The organism is Holdemania sp. (assembly GCF_986127675.1).
This window is the reverse complement of record NZ_CFQZWI010000003.1, coordinates 42,433-63,514: the sequence shown is the minus strand read 5'-3', so window position 1 is coordinate 63,514 and position 21,082 is coordinate 42,433. Positions and strand designations below refer to the sequence as shown.

Annotated in this window: 14 protein-coding genes; 5 read left to right on the top strand and 9 right to left on the bottom strand. The window is 52.8% G+C overall.

The window, feature by feature from the left end; translation table 11 throughout:
- Nucleotides 1-44: 44 nt before the first annotated feature.
- Both AC5OW4_RS01170 and srtB read right to left on the bottom strand, forming a co-directional pair.
- Nucleotides 45-1,310 carry a hypothetical protein gene (locus tag AC5OW4_RS01170; protein ID WP_195395560.1) on the bottom strand — a complete coding sequence of 422 codons (1,266 nt, stop codon included), beginning with the start codon at nucleotides 1,308-1,310 and terminating at the stop codon, nucleotides 45-47.
- A gap of 224 nt (nucleotides 1,311-1,534) precedes the next feature.
- Nucleotides 1,535-2,308: a class B sortase gene (gene srtB / locus AC5OW4_RS01165; protein WP_072685084.1), complete on the bottom strand. Its 774-nt coding sequence runs from the start codon at nucleotides 2,306-2,308 to the stop codon at nucleotides 1,535-1,537.
- 129 nt (nucleotides 2,309-2,437) lie between these two features.
- Here srtB and AC5OW4_RS01160 point away from each other — a divergent pair, with 129 nt between their 5' ends.
- Nucleotides 2,438-2,983, top strand: a complete 546-nt coding sequence (locus tag AC5OW4_RS01160; protein WP_159432814.1) for a signal peptidase I — start codon at nucleotides 2,438-2,440, stop codon at nucleotides 2,981-2,983.
- A gap of 174 nt (nucleotides 2,984-3,157) precedes the next feature.
- On the opposite strand, the gene AC5OW4_RS01155 is transcribed toward AC5OW4_RS01160, so the two are convergent.
- The 7 genes from AC5OW4_RS01155 to AC5OW4_RS01125 form a co-directional block, all read right to left on the bottom strand.
- Nucleotides 3,158-4,117, bottom strand: a complete 960-nt coding sequence (locus AC5OW4_RS01155) for a MucBP domain-containing protein (protein ID WP_195548090.1) — start codon at nucleotides 4,115-4,117, stop codon at nucleotides 3,158-3,160.
- A 1-nt stretch (nucleotide 4,118) separates the two neighbouring features.
- Nucleotides 4,119-4,889 (bottom strand): hypothetical protein, encoded by a 771-nt coding sequence (locus tag AC5OW4_RS01150; RefSeq protein ID WP_072685086.1) that lies wholly within the window; start codon nucleotides 4,887-4,889, stop codon nucleotides 4,119-4,121.
- Nucleotides 4,890-4,902: 13 nt separating this feature from the next.
- Nucleotides 4,903-5,619, bottom strand: coding sequence for a hypothetical protein (locus tag AC5OW4_RS01145; RefSeq protein WP_072685087.1), 717 nt, complete (start codon nucleotides 5,617-5,619; stop codon nucleotides 4,903-4,905).
- Between the two features lie 3 nt (nucleotides 5,620-5,622).
- Nucleotides 5,623-6,135, bottom strand: coding sequence for a hypothetical protein (locus AC5OW4_RS01140; protein ID WP_195548089.1), 513 nt, complete (start codon nucleotides 6,133-6,135; stop codon nucleotides 5,623-5,625).
- Nucleotides 6,136-6,147: 12 nt separating this feature from the next.
- Nucleotides 6,148-10,878, bottom strand: a complete 4,731-nt coding sequence (locus AC5OW4_RS01135; RefSeq protein WP_072685089.1) for a DUF7601 domain-containing protein — start codon at nucleotides 10,876-10,878, stop codon at nucleotides 6,148-6,150.
- A gap of 79 nt (nucleotides 10,879-10,957) precedes the next feature.
- The gene (locus tag AC5OW4_RS01130; protein WP_072685090.1) at nucleotides 10,958-11,317 is read right to left on the bottom strand and encodes a hypothetical protein; all 360 of its coding nucleotides are present in this window, start codon (nucleotides 11,315-11,317) and stop codon (nucleotides 10,958-10,960) included.
- A gap of 385 nt (nucleotides 11,318-11,702) precedes the next feature.
- The gene (locus AC5OW4_RS01125) at nucleotides 11,703-12,509 is read right to left on the bottom strand and encodes a hypothetical protein (protein WP_072685091.1); all 807 of its coding nucleotides are present in this window, start codon (nucleotides 12,507-12,509) and stop codon (nucleotides 11,703-11,705) included.
- A gap of 170 nt (nucleotides 12,510-12,679) precedes the next feature.
- On the opposite strand from AC5OW4_RS01125, the gene AC5OW4_RS01120 reads away from it, so the two are divergent.
- The 4 genes from AC5OW4_RS01120 to AC5OW4_RS01105 all read left to right on the top strand — a co-directional run bounded on the left by AC5OW4_RS01120 (nucleotide 12,680) and on the right by AC5OW4_RS01105 (nucleotide 20,648).
- The gene (locus AC5OW4_RS01120) at nucleotides 12,680-13,018 is read left to right on the top strand and encodes a PadR family transcriptional regulator (RefSeq protein WP_072685092.1); all 339 of its coding nucleotides are present in this window, start codon (nucleotides 12,680-12,682) and stop codon (nucleotides 13,016-13,018) included.
- Entirely contained in the window at nucleotides 12,996-14,654 is a 1,659-nt protein-coding gene (locus AC5OW4_RS01115; RefSeq protein WP_493676560.1) for a DUF1700 domain-containing protein, read from the top strand. Before AC5OW4_RS01120 ends, AC5OW4_RS01115 begins: the two co-directional genes overlap by 23 nt.
- 113 nt (nucleotides 14,655-14,767) lie before the next feature.
- Nucleotides 14,768-17,437 carry a PD-(D/E)XK nuclease family protein gene (locus AC5OW4_RS01110; RefSeq protein WP_072685094.1) on the top strand — a complete coding sequence of 890 codons (2,670 nt, stop codon included), beginning with the start codon at nucleotides 14,768-14,770 and terminating at the stop codon, nucleotides 17,435-17,437.
- Nucleotides 17,418-20,648: a UvrD-helicase domain-containing protein gene (locus AC5OW4_RS01105; RefSeq protein ID WP_195548087.1), complete on the top strand. Its 3,231-nt coding sequence runs from the start codon at nucleotides 17,418-17,420 to the stop codon at nucleotides 20,646-20,648. The genes AC5OW4_RS01110 and AC5OW4_RS01105 overlap by 20 nt, the downstream gene beginning before the upstream one ends.
- Nucleotides 20,649-21,082 lie beyond the last annotated feature (434 nt).

The following is a 21,082-nucleotide window of genomic DNA, read 5'->3' as shown; positions in this document are numbered from 1 at the left end:
TATATCCTCCGGATTCCTGTTCTGCCCCATTCCGGGAGTTCTTTCTATAACGTTGCCAGCCAGTCGCCGATCTCACGGATCAGCTGTTCTCCGGCGCCCTTTTCAAACGGACTGCTCATCGCTTCGTAGAACTGCTGGTCATAGGCGTTTTCATCCGCCATATACAGCGAATAGCCGTTGGTGTAGCCGATGAATTCCGCGTTCCAGCGCGCCTTCACCGGATTGCTCAGCTTGCTGAAAAGCTCGACCGGCACGGTGATCAGCTTGACGGAAGGCAGCTGAATGCAGGAAATTGACAGCGGGATCTCGCGCAGACCGGAAGCGTTGCGGCAGGACAGTAAATTATTCTCTGCACCTTCTTTCAGCGATTCCAATAAACGCAGTGCTTTGGCATCAGCGCCTTCCCTGCGTGCCTGTTTGACCTGTGCGCTCAGCGTCCTTACTTTTTCTTCCGCGACTTCAACCGAATCGAGGACCTTGGCCTTAACCATGAAGGTTTTCTGATGAACCTCAAGCGTCAGATTCGCGCCCGGGGACAGCGGCTCCGGCTGGTTCAGCAGCGTTTTCAGCTGATCGGCCGCCAGCTGCGCCATTCGCTCCATTTCCGCAAAGCTGGATTCCCGGCGGGTAAACCGTGTGCTCATATCGCCGCAGCTGCCGTTGACGAAGGCGACCATCTCCGCATCCGCGAAGCAGCTTTCCAACGCGCCCGGAAAGTCTGCGCTCAACATCAGATTTTCACCGTTGAGCACCGTCGGATGACAGGCCATGCGCGTCCACAGACAGCGTTTCTTATCCTGCGTGATCAGTTCCAGAACAAACGCGTCCTGATCGCTTGGCAGCGTTGGATCATGCCGGTCGGTCCCCAACCCGCTGACGGTACCGCGCAGAATCCGCCACGCAAACGGTTGTTTCTGCGTCCGCAGCCGCTCGACACCCGCCGCAATCCGCCGGGCGGTTTCCGTTACATAACAGGCGTTATACTCGCCGAAAACAGGTTCCAGTCCCTTTAGAATTCCCTGATCGCAGCGCACCGTGCCGCAGGGGCCGGAATGCGTATGCGTCGAAGAAAGGATCAGATGCGGCGCATGAATCCCCGTTAATTCCGCAATCTGTTGGTAAAGCATGGCGTCCGCCGCACACCAGTCGATCTGGATCCACAGCGTCTCCTGTTCCCCGCTGAACAAAAGCAAACGGGCATACAGCGGATCATGGGCAGTCTGTGCCCAGCGGATCTTGCCGAAGCCGGAAAGCCGGACCGGCAGCGCCGGGGTGACGTCGATTTTTTCAAAGCTGACCTGCATTGTCATATCAAAGTTTCCTCCCTTTTCCTTAGTCTATCATGGAGGCGCAAACCTGTCGAATAAATTATTCACAAATCATATATAATTATAGAATTTATTATTTTCTCCTGATAAATCTTTCCTCAATGTCCACAAGACGTGTTAAACGCGAGCACAGGTTTCAAGGATTTCCACGAAGCTCCGGTTTCACGATGCGGTAAAAAAAAGCAGAGCTGGATCGCCCTGCTTTCTCATGAATTATGCGGCTGGACAGACTCCAGCCGGGCATGAACGACAAACCGGCGCTCCCCGTTATCCGAACAGGTCGACAACGTCAGAACCGAATCCGCCCGGGTTGCTTCCACATCGGTTTTGTATAACGCCCGTTCATGAAAGCCCTGGATGAACTCCGCGTAGGTTTCATCGTGACCAAAGCCGATCGTATAGACGTTAAACGCGTCCGGCTGCGCATATTCAACGGAAAATATCCGATATCTCCGTGTTTCCGCAGGCAGGCTGATCGTAATCTCTCCGCCGAATTGGGAATAGAAATCCGCATTGGCATACTGCTTCAAGCTGCCGAACATACTTCCGTCGTTCATACTGTGACCATAGAGAATCGTATGCAGGTCGTTAAAGTCCGGCTGATTCTCCCATTCCATGAAAATCGCTCCATACCGGCTGACGCGGTCATCCCAGGTATGGCGCAGATAATATGTATCATCAGAGCCTTGAACGATCGGATAATCAATAACTTCCAATCCGGCAATGCGGATCCAGCCGACCACATGCTTTGACACGCAGCGCAGTCCGGCAAAATCCACAGAAAAGTCCGCAGCATCTTCAGAACCCGCCGGCTGCGCGCTCACATAGCGGCTGACAGCCTCTTCCCGGGCTTTCTGATGATTCCGGCTTTCCTCAATATAACGGCTAAATTGAAAAGCGCAGTAAACCAACACGCCGATGCAGACAGCCATACCGGCAAAGATCAAACGCTCCTGTCCGGTTTTTTTTCGTTGCTTCATCCTGCTCCCCCCTTTCTGTCTGAAGCGCTGACAACGCTCACTGACGTTTTCCTCGCTTCCCTCTGTCTTTTAATTTGACACTGCCCGTCAAATCGCTTTACAATGAAGATAAACGTTAGGAGTCTGAATATGAAAATACAACCGCAAATCAAAACGGATTTATCCTCGCCAGGACAGCGCCGGCTGAGCGTTGTCTATCATGGCGCCGGTCTGATTCTGATTTCAGTTTCACTGTTTCTGATTTTATTTTTGACCCTGCCCCCGCTTTCCGGGCTTCATCTTTACGCCATAACCAGCGGCAGTATGGAACCGGGTATTCCCACCGGCAGTCTGGTCTGCGCAAAATCGGCGGATCCCGCTGCCGTTTCCAGCGGCGAGGTCATCGTTTTCCGCGCAGGCGCGGCTTCATCCTCCGTCGTCACCCACCGGGTCGTGGAAAATCAATCGGAACATTCACAGTTGATCACAAAGGGCGACGCCAATCAGGCGGAAGACCGCGAACCGGTCGCGTATGCCCGCTTCATTGGCAAAGTCGTCGCGGTCTTTCCCGGGCTGGGCCCTCTGGCTTTGTTTTTATCCAGTCCTTCCGGCAAATTCATCATGCTTGCGCTGTTGGCGGCCGCCGCCCTTCTGATGTTTCTGGGCGATCAGCTGAAAAAGCCTACCCGGTCTTAGCAAGTTCATATTTCCATTCCTCTTAATCAGTCAGACAACAGAAGGACACCCTGCGATGTCCTTCTGTTTTTACTTCTGTTGTCCGTATCGTTTTTTCAGAATGGACCCGCCGGAATCCTTTCCATTTTAAATCATTCTGACGAGGAAATAAATCCGGACCGACTCTTTTCTCCTTTATTCCTCGCTGTCAGCTTCTTTTTCCTTCTTCATAACCACGATAATCAATCCGATTACAGCGATCAGGGCAACGATACCGCCGATCATGAAGAGATTCATTCCGCCTGCCGCCTGGCCGCCGCTTTGCGGCGTTACCGCTTCTTCCACCGTTTCCTGCTGCGGAACTTCCTGGCCGCCGTTTGTCGGGGTGTTGTTATCTTCTACAACTTCTACCGGCTGCTCCTGTTGGCCGTTATTGACCGGCGGCTGCGGATTGTTGACCTGAACCCCGATTGTATTCGTCACTTCTTCCGTGCGCGTTACGGTCTCCACGTTCGTGTTGGTCGTCGTGCGGACGGCGGAGGCTTCGTAGACAAACGTAAATTCATTCTCCGCGCTCTCCGCAGCCAGACGCGTGTTCTGAATCAGCTGCTGGCAAGCCGGCGTCGGCACATAGCCGTCGATGTTCAGCATGGCTGCCGAAATCGGATCGCCGATCGTGCCATAGAATGTCTGGGAAGCAGCCAGCGTCTGTCCTTCGGCGTCTTCGTAATGAATCGTGTAAGCCACCAGATTCCCCGGTACGCTGTACGCCACAACGTAGCTGGCGTCGCCTTTTACCGTAATGACTTCATTGTTTTCCACGACGGCGTCGCGCCCGCTCAGGCGGTAGCCGCGGACATGATATCGACCATCCGCGTGCGTCACCGCGCCTGCAGTTTGAACATTCAGCTGCACGGCGTCGCCATAATGCAGTCCGGAAATCGTCACTTCATGATCCGTTGCGGTTGCCTGAACCGGATTACCGTTGACCGTCACCGCATCAGCCATGATTTCAGTAAAGGCTCCGGAACCGGAGGACAGCGTAAGCGAATAGCCATAGCCCTGATTTTCTTCCGCCCTCAGCGCCGCAGCCTGACTGGCGATCAACGAGCATAACGTCAAGAATGTGACAAGCGCCCGCATCATTTTCTTCATCTTACCGTTCCTCCTTTGCTTTTCTGCGTTTATTGATTCCGATCAGCACGATCAGCACGATCACCGCGCCTACGGCCAGTGCGCCGAGCAGCGGCAGCGAGCTTCCATCGGAAGTCAGCGGGGAAACAATCGTTTTCACCACGGTATTCACGATCGTGTTCGTTTTGGTTTCATTGACCGTTACGGTCGTCTCGGCAATCTCTGCCGCGAAGTACAGCGACAAAGCCGCTGATTTGCGCTGATAGGCGTTTAACAGCGTTTCCCCATCCAGTCCCAAGGTTAACGTTACCCTGGCCTGTTCGCCATCCGCCAGCGTATCCAGATACAGATAATCGCTGCCCAGCGTCGGATTGATCTGATTTAAGCCCGCGCCGCCTTCCGTGCTTTCCCCGCCGACTGAGCGGCTGTCGTACAGCACCTGGGTCACAGCTGAAGCCCCCGGTTCCGTATAGGTTAACTGATAGGTATACGCGCCATCGGCCGCATCCGCTTCTTCAAAAATATCCAGAATATTGTTCTGAATGTACCAGTCTGCTTTTTCCCCGCAGACATTCTTCAGTGTAATCTCAATGCTGACGGTATCGCCCGGCTGCAGATCACTGAAGGAGTCAGCGAAATCCGCGGCGGTATAATTGGCTTTCATCTTTTGCCCGTCAAACGCGACCTGCCATTGATCCGATCCAGTCTGACTTTCTGCGGATACCGGCGTTGCCAGCGTGATCAGAAACCCGGCGGCGATCAGAAAGCTCATGGCTTTTTTCATCATCTTCATGTTAACTTTCCTCCTATTCCGCCAAACTTAAAGTTCCATCATCCGCAATGTTGACCTTCACGCCCCAGGCGCTTAAGATCGCGTCCTGTGCGTTATTGACCTGCACGGCGTCCACTTCGGCGATCAGCTGCAGCTGCACGCTGTCCGCATCGTAATCATAAGAAGACACGACCGATCCATTTTCCAATTCGGTGTGGGTCAGGATTGAAGCGACTTTCGGATCGACGGAGATTTCTGTATTGAACATCACCGTTTCCGAAGCTTTTACAATGTGTTTTCCATAGAGAACAACCTGTTCTTTGTTTCCGGAGGCAGGAGCAACAATCCAGTCGGTATCCTTCAGCGACAGCCGAATCAGCGCCGGATCCAGTTCCGTTTCCGGAATCTCGGTCACCGTCGTTGATCCATCTTCGTTTTTGACCACTTTGACCCAGCGCCGGGTCACGATGACGCGGATATATTCCTCGACCTCGCCGGTATTCACAGCGCTGAGTTCTTCGGTGTAATTCTTGCCGGGAATGACGTTTTCCTTAAACGTATTCGTCAACAGTTCGCCTTCATTGGGGATCAGCACGCCGTTTTCCACAAGCCCGACCGTTAGTTCGCTGGTCGCGATTTCAGCCGTATATTCTTCATTGCGGGCTGCCGGAACTGCCCGGGCCGCACCGACGCCCAAGGCGATGACCAGCACGGCCGCGCAGGCGATCAGACCATATTTTATTTTACGCACCGCTTATTCCCCCTTTTCCATTCCATGGGACCAGCTCAGGTTCCAATCCGGATGATCGCCGTCATAGAGCGCCTGAACGCTTTCATGAACGACGACGATCTGGAAATCCTGCGTCAGGCTTCCGGCCTTCGTTTCGTCGACATCCACCTGAACGACCGTGGTGCTCGCTTGCGGCTTCAGCACTTCTGTATAAATCCAGCAGTTTTCCGCTTCCTCCCAAACCCAGCCGGCGCCGGCAGTGATCTTGACATCCAGATTGTCCAGCGCAGGATAGAAAATCCGCAGCCGGACAAACGCTTCCAACGTTCCGGTATTTTTAATTTGAATCTGTTTATCCAATCCGTTTAAGATCTCGATGATCTCCGTATGGGAAGGCTCCAGCGCAACCGGAGCGGTGCCGGCAGCCGTCGTATAATCCGTGAAATAAGCCAGCGACGGATTGACGGCGAAGCCCAGAACGAGTGCCATGATCAAGGCGATTGCTCCGTAGGGCTTTTTCCAGAAATTCTTTTTCATTGGTACTCCTCCTTATTCAGCCTTCTCGTAAACCGGCGTGACTTCGATCTTTCCGTTGTCAACGGCATACTTGTTGATCACGCCGCTGCCGCTGTTCTGATTTTCGTTGAAATCGTTGACGGCCGTCACCTTCAAGCCCAGCCGGCGTCCGTTTTCATCACTCATCAGCGTAACGCCTTCCGGCATCTGATCCGCCGACGCGCTCCAGAGCGAGACCGGCAGCTGGAAGGTATCCGCCCCTGCGGCATCATACACGCTGCCGCTGTAAATTTCTTTCACTGTGTAGTTCAGTCCGTAAGGGAGATCGTTGATTTCCACGGTTTCAGAACCCGCGCTGTTGAAAGTGAGCGCGACGATGTTGTTATAGGCTCCTGCCGGATTGTTTTCATCCTCCGGTGTGCCGGTGATTTCAAAAACGAAGGTTGCGCCTTTGTACGTTTCGCTGTAACGCTGCAGCTGTTTCTCAATCGCCAGGTTGACCTTGGCAATGTTTGTGTAGGCAATCTCGATCGCCTTGTTCATCACGACGCCGGAGGCCGTGCGGTCTTCCGTGAAGACCTCGTCAATGTAGACAAGATAATCACCTTTGGCTTCTTCGATGGAATATTCCGTTCCCTGCGTAAGACCTGTTAACGTAAACTGCTCGCCGCCTTTTAAGACGATCGTCAGGTTTTCCGAATCGTAGACCGGCTTCAGCTTGCCTTTCTGGCCGTCGGCCGACGTGATATAATAGGACAACTTGTTTTTTGTCGGACCCAGCTTGACTGTAAATTCAAACACCGCGTCGGAAGGCTGCGGCTCGATCACCGTTTTTCCAACAGAGAGGGTATAGTTTTTGACCTGCGCATCCTTGCGGTTATCCAGTTTGACCTGATAGAAATTTTCAACTTCGAATTCGCCGTTGAACGGTGCGTCGGCCTTGACCTTTTCGCTGATGATCGCCGAGTATCCGTCGATTCCCGCTTCCACGATCGTCCAGTCATGGCCAGGTTCCAGATTCGTCCAGATATAATTCCAGTTATTGTCCTCGGACAGGATGACCGAGGCGTCTTTGCGGGTCGTTTCATCGATCGATACGCCATCGCGCATGAGGTAGACCAGCACCTGATCCGGATGTTCTTTTAACGGTTTGCCATTGGCGTCAGTCCAGGTCTTGATCACCTGCAATGCCTCGGTATCGGAGCCGATCTGTAAATGACCGTTGTTGGCGATCGCGAAGCCCGGGCCGCCGCCCCGGTTTCCGGTCACGACGACGCCGTGCGCTTCGGCCGCTTCTTTAGCCCATTGTCGGGTCTGCTCGGAAGCCTGGCTGATCATCGAAAAGGAATTTGACGTATACTGGTAAGCGCTGCGGTCGAGCACTTCATCCGGATTGCTGCTGCGGACAAATGTGATCTCGCCGCCGCCCGGCGCTACGTCGGAAACGTAAACTCGATTGCCGTCCCGGCCGCTGTTGTGATAAATATCCGTAGTTCTGTAATTGTTCTTATCTTTGTTGTCGATGATCAGTGCGCCGTTGATCTCAAAGATCGCCGTTTCCCCAGTCGGGCAGGTATACAGCGCGCCATAGTGCGCATAACCGCTGGTCGAGCGGTTGCCGCTCGCATACAGGTTCTTCATTTCTACCGAAGCGTTCTGCTGGATCGAGATCGCACCGCCGCTGACATACATGGAATTGGCCGTGGATTCATTGTCGGTAAAGGTCGCAAGATAGATCTTGCCCTGCGACGAATATTCGTAACAAATACCGCCGCCTTCGCTGACGCTGGTATTCTGGGTAACAAGCGTCCGGCCGTCATACAGACCGAAGTTCACCGTTCCTTTATCGCTTACGTTGACGCCGCCGCCATAAACCGCGGAATGGTTGCCGATAATCGTGCCGCCGTCAAAGTTAACGACCGCCTTATATCCCTGGACATAAACGCCGCCGCCCAGCTTTGTCGCATGATTGCCGCGGATTGTACCGCCGGTCATGTTCAGCAGGCCCTGATTCACGATAATTCCGCCGCCGTAGTCCGCAACGCCGTTTTCAATCAGCGTCGTTCCAGTGATGTTCAATTTGGCGTTGCTGCCGACCGAAATCAGCGAATTCCGGCTTTCAATGCTGGCGCCGTCCAGATGCGCGCCGTCCAGCGTCACTTCGCCTTTGATCTCAAGCAAAGAGGAGTCGTGGTGCTCGCTGCAGCGGACCAGCGTCAGTCCGCGCTGATTCAGAATTTCCTCATCGGCCGCCGTGACCGTGACAGTAGTGCAGACATAAATTTTATTCAGTCCCTGATCCTGCGCTGCCTGCGCCGCTTCCGCCAACGTCCGGGTTACCTGGTCGTTTTCGCCGGTATGGAAGGTTTCGTCGGCTGCTAAATAAATTCGCTTCGGTACTTCCACCAGACTGTAATAGCCCTGATACAAGTCCTTTAAATTTTTCTGCGTATAGAGGTTCAGCGTATAGATCGCGTCTTCCGTTTCCGTTTTCAAGGCCGATTCCGCGATGTTGATGGTCGCTTTGGCGGACGCGGTGTTCGCCGCCAGAATTTCAGAGGAAGCGCCGACAGCGCCGGCCTGACTGTTGACCATTGTATCGTGCGGCGTAAAGTTCTTGTAGATCCGCGTGCCGTCGTTCAAGTTCAGAACGGCTCCGGAGACCGGCGCCAGAAACAGGCCGCCGCCAACGCCTTGAAACGTCTTGTTCGCGGTATTGCCGGTAATGATCACATCCGCCAGTGTCGTCGTTTTGATCTTATTGAGATAAATCCCGCCGCCGTTATTTTCCGCCGTGTTGTTTTCAATCCGGCCGCTGATCTCGACGTGAATCTCGTTGGCGCCGCTGGCATTCAACGAGAGCGCGCCGCCATTGTATTTGGCACTGTTGTTGATCGCCGTGATGTTCTCGAATTGAAGATTCCGGTTATTCGGGATGGCGTTGATCAATACGGCGCCGCCGCCGTTGGTTGCGAACTTCGACGTCGCGGTCGACTGGTTCCCGTCAAAGAGCGTGTTCTGGAACAGGCAGTCTGCCGTCGGTTTATTCAGATAAATCGCACCGCCGCTGGACGCGGAATTTTGTTTGAATTCGGAATCCTTCACTACCAGACTGCTCTCGGTTACGTAGACCGTACCATTGCCTGAGGTCATATTGTCGTTGATTTTAACGTTTGTTAACGTCACCGGAATTTTCTCGGCAGAGATCGCTGCGCCATAGCTGCTCAAGGCTTGCGAACCGGTGATTGTCGTGCCGGCAATCTTCAGCGAAGCGTCAGCGTTTGTCTGTCCCTGGATACTCAGCGCACCGCCGTTGCCTCTGTTGGCCAGCGGTTTATTGTTTGCAAACTGCCCGCCGTTGATCGTGACGTTGAAGGTCGGGTTGGAGTTGGCGTTATTGATTGTGGCGTAGAGCGCGCCGCCGTTAGACAGATACCGGTTATCGGCAAACTCGCAATTTTCAACTGTCAGATCAATCGTTCTGCCAGCGGCCTGACCGTCGATGATCAGGGCTGCTGCGCCGCCATACTGCGCCAGATTTCCCCTGAACGTTGAATTGGTCAATGAGAACGCCAGCGTTTGATCGGCGTCGTCGGAGATCATGGCGACCGCGCCGCCGTAAACGACGTCACTCACCATTCCTTTGGCTGCGCCGTCAAACGTACAGGCGTCCACGGTCAGATTTCCGTTAACCACCAGCACCATGCCGCCTGCGGATTTTCGGTTGCTGTTGATCAAGATTGTTTCTTCGTTGTCAATGTTGTATCCGCCCAGAAATGTAACGTTCGTTACCGATACATCGGCTTCGTTGGCGGTAATCAGACGGTAAACATCCGCCGCCTCCATCGTTCCGTTTTCAATTTTCAGGGAACCGCTGCCGACGGTGATCGCCGATGCGCCGTTTGTCGTCCAGGTCTTTTCGTTCAAATGAATCGTCAGCTGCGCAAATTTCGCCTTCGGTACGGTCACGCTTTCGGCAACGTCAGTTTGAAGCTCGATCACCGGATTGGCATCGTTTGCCTGCGCGGCGGCGTTGATGGCCGCCTGCAGCGTCGCGTAAACGTTATCGTTATACCCGGCTGCCGCCTTCGTCGTCATCGTGATGACATAGGTGGAAAAGCTTTCTGTTTCAAAGGTAATTTCAGTAGTTTTGGCATTTTGCGCAGAGGCGACGACTTCAGCCGCCGCGTCGTCCGGCACGTGCACAACCTGCACTTCCGACTCCTGAGCAACTTCTGAAAGGGTTTCCGTCAGCGGCGCTTTCAAGCTGATATTGACGGAAACACCGCTGTCCGGCTCCACTTCTTCCCCACTGTTCACCGCGTAAAATGTAAGATCATAAGCGGCCAGAGCGACGAGGAGCTGCGTTTCATCCAGCGCGTCTTCAACCTGATCGGCCACGGCTTCCAGTGCCTCCGGCTGCGTAATCTTTTCAGCCTGCAGCCGGACTTCTTCACTAAATGCGCCTTCCGGTGCGGATACCGTGATGATTGCGTCTTCCGTTTCAGCGGTATAGACGGCGGCAGGCATGCGGGTTTCCTCTTTTTCCAGTGCTACGACGACAGTGACATCGTCTTGCGCTGAGGCAATGGAATATTGCACGGCTACTTTTTCAGCGCCGTCTGTTTCTGTTTCATCCGCCGTATTCATCGGCTCTGTCAGTTCATCGTTCACCATGACGCTGACGATCTGATATCCCTGAGCCGGTTCAACCGTGAAGACAGCTTCGTCTTCCGCATTCATGCCGGATGGGCCTTCGATCATTGCCGCTGCTTCCGGCTCGATCACATAGGTGATCTTGTAATCGAATGTTTGTGAATTTTCAAGATCGGGATTCAGGATTTCATCGCCCGCCGGCGTCGAAGTCGGTGACTTCCGGGGTGGCTTCCGGCGTCGAAGTCGGCGTTGTTGCCGGGGTGGCCTCCGGAGTCGAGGTCGGCATGACTTCCGGGGTTGCCGTAGGCGCGACTTCCGGGGTCGGCGTCGGCGAATTCACCGGATCAGCCGTCGCCGGAGTGTTCCCGGCTTCCGATTCCTGATCATTATTCTGACCCTCCCGCATTTCCGTATTCCCTTCGCCCGGCTGTTTCGGCTCAGCGCCTTCCGCCATGACGGACTGATAGTTTATTGCGGTCAGAGCCAACATCATGGCTACGCCGGTTTTCAACAGCTTATTCATCAGATTTTGTAGACTTCTTTGCATTTTCCTGCTCCTCTCAGAATATTTGAAACTTTTATACCGTGGAATCCGAATCCTTTGCACTCAGGATACCGGTCCTGGCGGATTCTTCTCTGTCAGTCCGTTACGGAAGTTCATCCTGGACCTCTGCGCGGACTGCCGCAGCGTCATTTTTTGATCAGATTTCCCGGGAAGGGGAAAGATCATTCGGTTTAAGAACCAGAATACCCGTTCTTTTTGCACTCGATGCACCTCCTGATGGTTATATCCTATCAAAGCGAGGTTATTTTTTGGTTAGATTTTCTACTTATTCCGGATTTTTTAAGCGATTGCTCAATGAAAAATGCCGAAACACAAAAAAAAGACAGTCATGAGTGATTTTCCCATGACTGCCGCTTGATTTACTGGATTAGATGCTTCTCCACAGTTCGCTGTAAGAGATGAACGGGATTTCGTCAGCGTTGATCTTCGCCTGATTGCGCTGTTTCTTGATGTTGCCTTCATGAACGTTCTGAAGCATGTCTTTATTGACCATGTACTGAACGTAAACCACTTTTTTCAACAAGAACCAACGAACAACCAGCGAATAGATCGCCGCTTCTTTGTCTTCCGCTTCGTGCAGCTCGGTTTCCGCATTTTCCCTGACGGCTTCCGCTTCGTCCAGCGCATCCTTCTTCAGCTGTTCATAGTTGGAGAAACGGCTGCGGTCCGCTTCCCGCTGCAGTGCGCCGGCCTTGACGCTGAACAGCTTGCGGAACGTCGCCAGAACGCCGTCGACACTCTCGGCGGTCACTGCGACCAGCTCGTTCTTGCAGTCGGCCAGGAAGCTGTATGGCTCCGTCAGCGTATAATAGAGACCCTTGGCATACAGATAGCTGCGGTCGCTGTGCTTGACTAAGATCAGCGCGCGTTCGGCATCGTCCTGCTTGCCATAAACGATGATCGGGCAGATCACCGGATGCCCCTGCAGCTTAAATGCATCTTTATACCGGATGATCTGATTGGAAATCACCTGCCGGTTGATATCGGCGCGCAGATTCACGCAGATCTTCAAATCATGATTTTCTTCAAACAGTGCGTGCAGGATATCCTTCATCGGCTGATCTTCGGAAGAATCAATGACTTCCAGGTAATCTTCCAGGTAGCCGTTGAACTCGCACAGCTCTCCTTCTTTTCTGACATCTTTAATTTCTTCTAAGATTTGATAAATTGCCATTTCGTTTGGTCCCCCTGTTTCGTTTCTTCTATATCTGTTTTATCACAATCAGGCAATAAAAAAAAGTAAAATTTGTCCCCAAGCCGTAAAAACTGGCAAAATTATCTTGTTTAGCTACTTGACAATGCAAAGTAGTGGGTTTAGCATGGTAATCAGAAGGAAGGATCGCCATGAACGCACAATTTAAAAAAGGCGTGCTCGATCTGGTCGTCATGGTTGTCGTCAGTCAGCACGACATCTATGGCTACGAATTGGTCAAGCGGGTCTGCGAAGTCGTCGAAGTCAACGAAGGCACGATTTATCCGCTGCTCAAGCGGATGACCAACGAAAAGTATTTCGAAACCTACCTGGTGGAATCTACCGAAGGACCGCCGCGCAAGTATTACCGCATCACCGCGCTGGGATTGACAACGATGAATCAGCTCAAAACGGAATGGCTGGCATTTTCCAAGCAATTAAATCTATTCCTGGAAGGGGGAAATCACGATGACCAAGAAGGAATTTCTTGATAAATTAGAACACAAGCTGCATCTGCTGAAACGCGATGAAATCCAGGATATTCTGGACGAGTATTCCGGGTATATCGACAACAAGCTGCAGGAAGGCAAAACCGAGGATGAAGCGGTCGCCGACTTCGGCAACCTCGACGATCTGGCGCGGGAAATTCTCAGCGCGTACAAAATCAACGAAAAGTACACCCGCGATTCAAGCCGGGATATCATCGACAATGTGGTGGACGTGATGACCCAGGGGATCGACTCCGTGGTCAGCTACTTCGCCGGACACTTCAACACCCTCAGCGTCGAGGCCATGATCCGGCTGATCGCGCTGGTATTGATCGCACTGGTGATCGTCGGTTTGATGAAAATCCCGTTTTCCCTGCTGGAAGCCCTGATCGTCAGTCTTCTGCGCGCCATCCTGCCGGGCTTTTTAGCGGCAGCTTTGAACTTCTTCGTTCGTCTGGCGATCAACCTGATTTATCTCTGCCTGGTCGTCCTGCTGATGGCGAGCTTTATTTCTCAGGGTTTGGAAAACAAGCCGGTCACCCTTCGGGATTTGTTTGAAAAACCGCTCCGGTTCAATTTCGGCAGGCGCCATGACGACGCCTGCTCTCCCCAAATCGGCGTCCCGCAAACTGTAAATTCAAATCTTGCGAAGACGGAAAACGAAGCAGCGCAGCAGCGCAAAGAGGAAGAAGCCTTTGCCCAGGCGGAAACGGCGGCGAAGACGGAAGAGCAGATCGCAGCGGAAATCGACGAGGCGTTCAGTCAGGAATTCGACGAACCGCGGATTCTGGAAGATCCGATCGATCCGCTGATTCAGCCGCGCGGCCGTTACCCTTATTATAATAATGAGGAAAAAACGGCTGAAAAGCAGGGCTGGGGGATTGGAAAAATTGCCGCCCGGCTGATGATCGGGATCGTCCAGCTGATCACGCTGATGATTCTGATTCCGCTGGGACTGGGCGAGTTTGCGTTCTGCTTTGCCTTCGGCTTGTTGGTTTTCCTGTTATTTCAAGGCGCGAAGCTGTGGGGCCTCATGTTGATCTGTCTGGGTTTGATCGGGATTTTCCAGACGGCGGTCGCCGCCTTGTGGCGGATCGTGCATCCGGCGACGAAAAAACGGCCGCTGTTGATCGCGCTGATCATCAGCGTGGTGATCACAGGCATTGGCGTCCCCTTGACGATGGTCGAATTCTCCAGTTTTAAAGAGGTTCCGATCCGCCAGGATTTCCCGGAATTGTTTCAGCCGCAAATCATCCATCTGATGGAAACGGATGATCTGGACAGAGTTTATTTATCGTTTGCTTTTGACGAGATCGTTTTCCGCGAGAATCCAAAGCTGGGCTACGGCAGTTTGCAGCTGATCCTGCCGCCGGGCGAGTATGAACCACGCTATAACGACCAGCTTAATCCGCCGAATTACGAATATGTTAAAACCGTCAATATCGTTGCGATTCACGGCAGTTCGGACAAATTCCGCACGGCGCTGAAGATTCTTCTGCGGGGCATGCGGGAAGGAAAAACATATACAATGGACGACGATGGCATGCGATCGGCCCCATTGATCGTTGAAGCTTCGCATCCGACGCTTGAAAAACTGGCGATGGACGAGAATCAGACACTTTTGTTGATTAATCGCTGACAGACGAACCTGAAATTCGTCTGTTTTTGCGTTTTCAGGCAAGTTCTGGCTTTTGCCGCGGACGGGCTTCTATGATAAAATGAAGCATATTGAAAACAGCGGAGGCGATCATCATGAAAATTCCAAATTTACTGGCGCCGGGGTATTTGCACAGCCTGTTGATCAAAGCGAAGATTCAGGAACAGAACGGGCGGTTTCTGACGCATTATGCCCTCGGGACGGTATCCGGACTGATCCGTGCGCAGGCGATGGCAAATGAAAACGCGACGCGGGACAGTCTGATGGCGTCGATGCGGATTCAGGGGGCAGAGAGCGTTTGCCGGGTCTATCGCAAAATGGTGCGTTATCCTGATTTTCATCGCCAGCTGATTGCGTTTCGGCGACTGATGCAGGATTACGGGCTGACGTTGGCTGAGCTGCCGGAAAAGAGCGAAGGGCAGCGGGAATTGAAGGCGTTATTGGCCTTGATCGCCGATCTTCCTTTTACACATTTGCAGGAAGAACGTTTTCTCGCCGAAATCCAGACGCTCGATTTCAGCGGGGCCGAGTGCACGCCCGGCTGGATCGAGGATCTGCATCAGCAGCGTTTACTTGATGCTTTGAAGGCGCAGGGGCTGCGGTTCAAGCCGCTGAAGCAGGCGCAGCCGCGGACAACGCGGTTTTACAAGGCGCTGAATTCCCGGCAGGAAGCAGAGGGGCTGGCCCAGCTTTTGCTGCGCGAGCAATGGAAGCCGGAGGAAGTCATGATCATTCTGTGCAACAGTCAGCGCGACGGCGGGCTGGTCCGCTCCGTACTGACCCGTTACCAGCTGCCGGCGGCCCAGGTTGCTTATCAGAAACCATCGAAAATCCTGCGCTGCTTTGACGCTTTGGTGTCGCTGACCCGCGCGCCGTCAATCGCGGCGGTTCTGACAACGCTGCAGCTGAAAACCTATCCGACGTTGATTTCCGAGGCGTATGTTCAGTATCTGACACAGTTTGTTTTTGACCTGAACGATCTGTGCAAGCCGGTTTTCACGCATGTACAGCAGGCGCTGGAAAGCAACACACTGCTCAATATCATTGAAAAAGAAAATCTGCTGCGGCTGGAATCGCAGGCTCAGAGCGTGCATGAACAGCTGCTTCCCTGGCTGCTTCCGCTGCTGGAGGATGTCCCGCTGAGCGAAAAGCTCACCCGCTGCTATGAACTGCTTCGTCAGCATTCTTGCTTAAATGACGAATTGGAACGGCGGGCGTTATTAAATCTGAAGACCACGCTGGAGGATTGCTGGGATCTGCTGGAACAGCCGGGAGCTCTCGACATGTTCATGGCGCTGCTTGCGCAGAAAAAGCTGGAAATCAGCGAAGAAGTCGACGGCCGAATCGCGATCACCGATCTGAAGCATCCGCTTCCCTGCCGGCCGCTGACAATTCTTTTCGGCGCGGATCAGAATAGTTTCCCGGGAAATATCGCAGCCACCGGGATCTTTGACGAGGATTATCTGAAGACCACTTCGATGCCATCCCAGGCTGAGCGCTACGATCATTACACTCGCCAGCTGGAATGGATCTACACCAGCGCATCCCACTGCCTGATCTATTCTTACGCTGCCGGCAACTACGAAGGCAAGAGCTGGGACGTCGCGTTTGAAATTGAACAGCGCGCGGCCACCCGCGCCGTGCTGTGGCCGCTGGTTCAAAACGAGGTCTATTCCGATCAGCGGCATCAGCTATCGCCGGATACCGCCCGCCGTCTGTTTGCCCCGGATCATGTGCTGCGCGGCAGTATTTCTTCCTTTGAAACTTATTTCCAATGTCCTTATGCCTACTTCCTCAAAAGCGGTCTGCGCTTATCCAGAGGCAGTTTGACAACGGTAGATGCCGCCATAACCGGTACGATCCAGCACGCGCTGCTGGAACAGGGTATCCGGTCTCAGGGCAAGGCTTACGCCAGCCTCAGCGAAACAGAAATAAACGCGATCCTGAATCCTTATTTCCAGCAGCTCGACGCTCTGTTTCCTGATCAACATGCCGAAATCGACCAGATTCAGCGGCGGATGCAGCTGAATTTAAAGCAGCTGCTTCAGGCGCTGGCCGCCATGGAGGAAAACACTTCGTTTGCACCCGCCTTTCAGGAACTCCGCTTTGAAGAAGATCTGCTTGAAACCGGCGGCGTCACCGTGCGCTTAAATGGAATTATCGACCGCATTGACACCTGCCTCAACGACTTGCGGATTCTGGATTACAAAAGCTCCGCCAAAACACTCAGCGAAGCCAGGGTCAAAGCCGGACTCCAGCTGCAGCTGTTAACCTACCTGATCATTGCCGTCCGCAAGCTCGGGCTGCAACCGGCCGGCGCGTATTACTGTTCCTTAAAAAATGAAACGATCAGCGTCAGCGAAGCTTCGCTGAACGGCCGGCGTATGGAAATTGAAGACGTTGACCGCGATGAATGGATGAGCGAATTGCAAAGCAGCCATCAGCTCAAGGGCTGGACGATGAAGGAGTGCGAAGGTTTGGATTACGACGGCACGCACGTACAGGGACTAACCTGTAAAGACGGTCAGGTCAAAGTCCGAAGCCTGAAAGACTTCGACAATGTCCAGGCACTGATTCTGGAACTTTACCAGCTGTTGGTCCAACAGCTCAGCGCAGGCCGGATAGAGCTGGATCCGGTTGAAGGCGCATGTTTATTCTGTGATTTCAAACCTGTCTGCCGGCTGCGCAAAGCGCCGAAAAAACCGGCGGCGCTGGTTGGCAAAGAAGAAGGAAAGGAGGTGCGGGATGGCGATTCAATGGAGTGAGGAACAGCTCAAGGCGATTCATACGACCGATCATAACATTCTGGTTTCTGCTTCAGCCGGAGCGGGCAAGACAACCGTCCTGGTCGCGCGGTTAATGAAACGGATGCTCGAAGACCACATCAGCATCGACCGCATCGTCGCGATGACCTTCACCGAAGCAGCAGCCAGCGAAATGAAAAAACGACTGCTGCAAAGTCTGAACGACAAGCTGCAGGAACCCGATCTGGACGAAGAGGAAGCGCAATATTGCCGCCAGCAGCTGATCCTGCTGCAAAGCGCGCATATCAGCACGATTCACTCGTTCTGTCTGTCGATCATTCAAGCCGACTACGCCCTGATCGGACTAAACCCGGCCCGCATCCAGCGGATTTTTGACGATGCGGCAGTAGCGCAGATGAAGGAGCAGGCGTTTACCCACGCCTGCCGGAAGCAGATGGCGCAGGATCCCGGGCAGTTTACGACACTGCTGCAAACATTTTCCAGCCGCAGTGAGGATGTATCCGAGCTGAAGAAAGCGGTGCTGACGATCTCGGCCAAAGCGTCCGGGTCGCAGGATCCGCAAGCCTGGATCCGAACGGCAGCGGAAGCTTACGCGCCGATCGCCCGTCTCGATCAGCTGCCTTCCCCGGCAAAAGAAGCTTTCTTTGAAAGCTGCGCCGTAGAAGCGGGACGGCTGGAAGACTGCGCCGTCCAGATGCAGCGGATATTATTCGACGCGTATCCCGACAAAGAAAAGCAGGCCAACGAGGTTCTTCTATTCCTTGGCAAGCTGGCGCCGGCGATTCAAGCTGCGAAAAATTACGATTACCGGGAATACCGCCGCGCGTTGTTCGGCGCGATCCAGACCAAGATCAGTACGCTGAAAGACGCGCTGGATTTCAACGCGCTGCGCAAACAGCTCAACGCGCTGGCAAAGGATCTTGTCAGCCGGACCTATACCGAGGAAACCCTGCTTTCCGACCTGACATTGACCTATGCGATCATAAAGCCGTTAACGGCGCTGACGCTCGACTACCTTGCGCTGTATGCACAGCTGAAGGAAGCGCAGGAAGGGATCGACTTCGATGATATGGAACATTTCGCCTATCAGATTTTAACCGCGGAAAACAATCTGGCCGCGAAGCGGTATCAGGAGCGCTTTGATGAAATCATGGTCGACGAATTCCAGGATTCCAATGATCTGCAGAATGCGATCATCAATCTGATTTCCCGCGGCGCAAACGTCTTCCGCGTCGGCGACGTCAAGCAGTCGATTTACCGGTTCCGCGGCGGAAAGCCGCAGATCATGCGCAATTTGATGAACGACGCCCGGCCGGAAAATTGTTTTATTCACCTTTCCAGCAATTACCGTTCCAAGCAGATGATCGTCGATTTCAACAATGATCTGTTTCTGCGGCTGATGAACATTCCCGGCTGTTCCGATCAATACACCGATCACGACTGCGTAAAAACCGGCGCTCCGGCTCAGAAGCAGGACAACTATCCGGTTGAATTCCATGCGCTGATGACCAAAGCGCTGAAGGATCAGGATGAGGGGGCGGAAAATCTCGCCGCCAATCAGATCAAAGCGCAGTACATCGCCCAACAGATCTTAACGATGCACGAAACCTCAGACTTCCGGCAATGGAAAGATTACGTCGTGCTCGTGCGTTCCCATGCGGTTAAATCCCATTTGAAGCAAGCTTTCGATCAGGCAGGCATTCCTTATTACATCGACGCGAAAGCAGGGTTCTATCAATCGGAAGCAATGCAGATTCTGCTTTCCTGGTTTCGAATTCTGATCAATCCGGCCGATAATTTATCGTTAACCGCCGTGTTATCCTCTGACTTTTATCAGGCGGATGACGAGGAATTGGCACGTCTGGCAATGAAGCGGGAGCGCCGGCCGATCTTCGATATCCTGAAAGAAGAACATCATCCGCTGGTCGCTGACCGGCAGCGGTTAAACGACATCGCACAAAAGCTGGGATTGTGCGCTTTGCTTGACGCGCTGTTTCAGATTCATCACTTTTATGAAGAGCATTGTACCGCTCAGCAGCGGACCAACTGTGACCTGCTTCGCCAGAAAGCGGAACAATACAGCGCCGAGCATTCCGATTCGCTGACCGGCTTTCTCGCGATGATCGACCAGGTGAGCGAGGAAAAAACCTCCGAAGCCATTCCCGTTGGCAATGAGGACGACGTTGTCAAAGTGATGACCATTCACCAATCCAAAGGTCTTCAGTTTCCTGTCGTCTTTTACTGGGCGAGCAGCCGGATCGACATTATGGATAAAAAAGAAACGTGCATTGCGGATGCGGATCTGGGGATCGGCCTGCCGGCGCTGGAGCTGCCATGGCGGTTTAAGCGGCCGACCGCGATCCGGCAGGCGATCGAATATAAAATCACGCTGGAAGAATTGGAAGAAAATATCCGGATTCTCTACGTCGCCCTGACCCGGGCGCAGAATCAGATGATTCTGGTCGATACGATCAAAGGCGAGCTGCCGCATAAACCGGTAACGATGAACACGCTGCTGGAACGCAAAGGGACGACGGACCTGATTTTATCCGCGATGTGCGAAAGTAACTCCAGCTTCTGGAAAGTCCGGACGATTGAAGATCGCTGGGAGGTCCAGCAGCTTCAGCACCGCCGCAAAGCGGTCATCTCCCTGCCGCGCTATACGGAAGAAAAGCCCTTACCGGTCACCCTGACGCCGTCGGAAACAGAACAGACCGCATATATTCCTGCGCTGTTTCCAAAAAGTAAAGCTGTCCGGCCAGCTCAGCGGGGCATCCAGCTGCATGAAGCGGTGGAACACCTGCCGGAAGGAGATTGGACGGAAAGTCAGATCCGCGGCCTGCTTCCGGAAATAAGACGTTCTGACATCCTTCTTTTGCTTCAGCTGAACAAACAGCCGTTATTTCAGCACTGTCAAACAATGTCCGTTGAAAAGGAATTCTCCTTCGCCGTCCTTTCCGGCAACGAATTAATTCAGGGGCAGATGGACTATGTCGCACAGGATGAAAATGAAGTTATACTGATTGATTTCAAGAGTGATCGTCATGCCCAGGCCGACCAGTTAAAAATGTTGTATGCCCGGCAGATTTCAATTTATCTGCGCTGTCTGCGCGAAATGATTCCGGACAAAAGAATCCGCGCCTATCTGTACTCATTTGATCTTGATCAGTTCATCGAAATGACGCCTGAAGCTGAATTGGCAGCTGCGTAAAAACCGAACCCAAAGAAAAAGCGATCTGATCATCCAGCTTCGCTTTTTTTCATCTTCTTAAAATTAAACTCATGGGAACAAATCACAATTTTTCCCAATTCACTCCATGACGCTCAATGCTTAAGGATCGTTTCCTCCCGGGTCGTTTAAGCTGAAAGAATACCAGCCTTCACCCTGCGGATCATCAAAAATACTCTTTTATCAGAGCCACATTGATCATAAAAATAAATTATACCATGAAATGGTAACTGTTTTTTAATTTTAAATGATCACTGAGAAATTCATTGTTTATCGTTGATTTTTAATCCAAGCATTCATAAAAAAGCCAAATAGTATATCACTTTTTCTAATTCGTGCACGTTTTTGAATGATAACTCTGAATTTCATCGTTTATCGCCGATTTTCAAGATTATCATTCAAAATTAAGCGCAAAA

Coding starts and splice junctions, on each gene's coding strand:
- AC5OW4_RS01170 (WP_195395560.1), bottom strand. CDS start 1,310: ATGACAATGCAGGTCAGCTTTGAAAAAATCGACGTCACCCCGGCGCTG.
- srtB (WP_072685084.1), bottom strand. CDS start 2,308: ATGAAGCAACGAAAAAAAACCGGACAGGAGCGTTTGATCTTTGCCGGT.
- AC5OW4_RS01160 (WP_159432814.1), top strand. CDS start 2,438: ATGAAAATACAACCGCAAATCAAAACGGATTTATCCTCGCCAGGACAG.
- AC5OW4_RS01155 (WP_195548090.1), bottom strand. CDS start 4,117: ATGAAGAAAATGATGCGGGCGCTTGTCACATTCTTGACGTTATGCTCG.
- AC5OW4_RS01150 (WP_072685086.1), bottom strand. CDS start 4,889: ATGAAGATGATGAAAAAAGCCATGAGCTTTCTGATCGCCGCCGGGTTT.
- AC5OW4_RS01140 (WP_195548089.1), bottom strand. CDS start 6,135: ATGAAAAAGAATTTCTGGAAAAAGCCCTACGGAGCAATCGCCTTGATC.
- AC5OW4_RS01135 (WP_072685089.1), bottom strand. CDS start 10,878: ATGATCGAAGGCCCATCCGGCATGAATGCGGAAGACGAAGCTGTCTTC.
- AC5OW4_RS01130 (WP_072685090.1), bottom strand. CDS start 11,317: ATGCAAAGAAGTCTACAAAATCTGATGAATAAGCTGTTGAAAACCGGC.
- AC5OW4_RS01125 (WP_072685091.1), bottom strand. CDS start 12,509: ATGGCAATTTATCAAATCTTAGAAGAAATTAAAGATGTCAGAAAAGAA.
- AC5OW4_RS01120 (WP_072685092.1), top strand. CDS start 12,680: ATGAACGCACAATTTAAAAAAGGCGTGCTCGATCTGGTCGTCATGGTT.
- AC5OW4_RS01115 (WP_493676560.1), top strand. CDS start 12,996: ATGACCAAGAAGGAATTTCTTGATAAATTAGAACACAAGCTGCATCTG.
- AC5OW4_RS01110 (WP_072685094.1), top strand. CDS start 14,768: ATGAAAATTCCAAATTTACTGGCGCCGGGGTATTTGCACAGCCTGTTG.
- AC5OW4_RS01105 (WP_195548087.1), top strand. CDS start 17,418: ATGGCGATTCAATGGAGTGAGGAACAGCTCAAGGCGATTCATACGACC.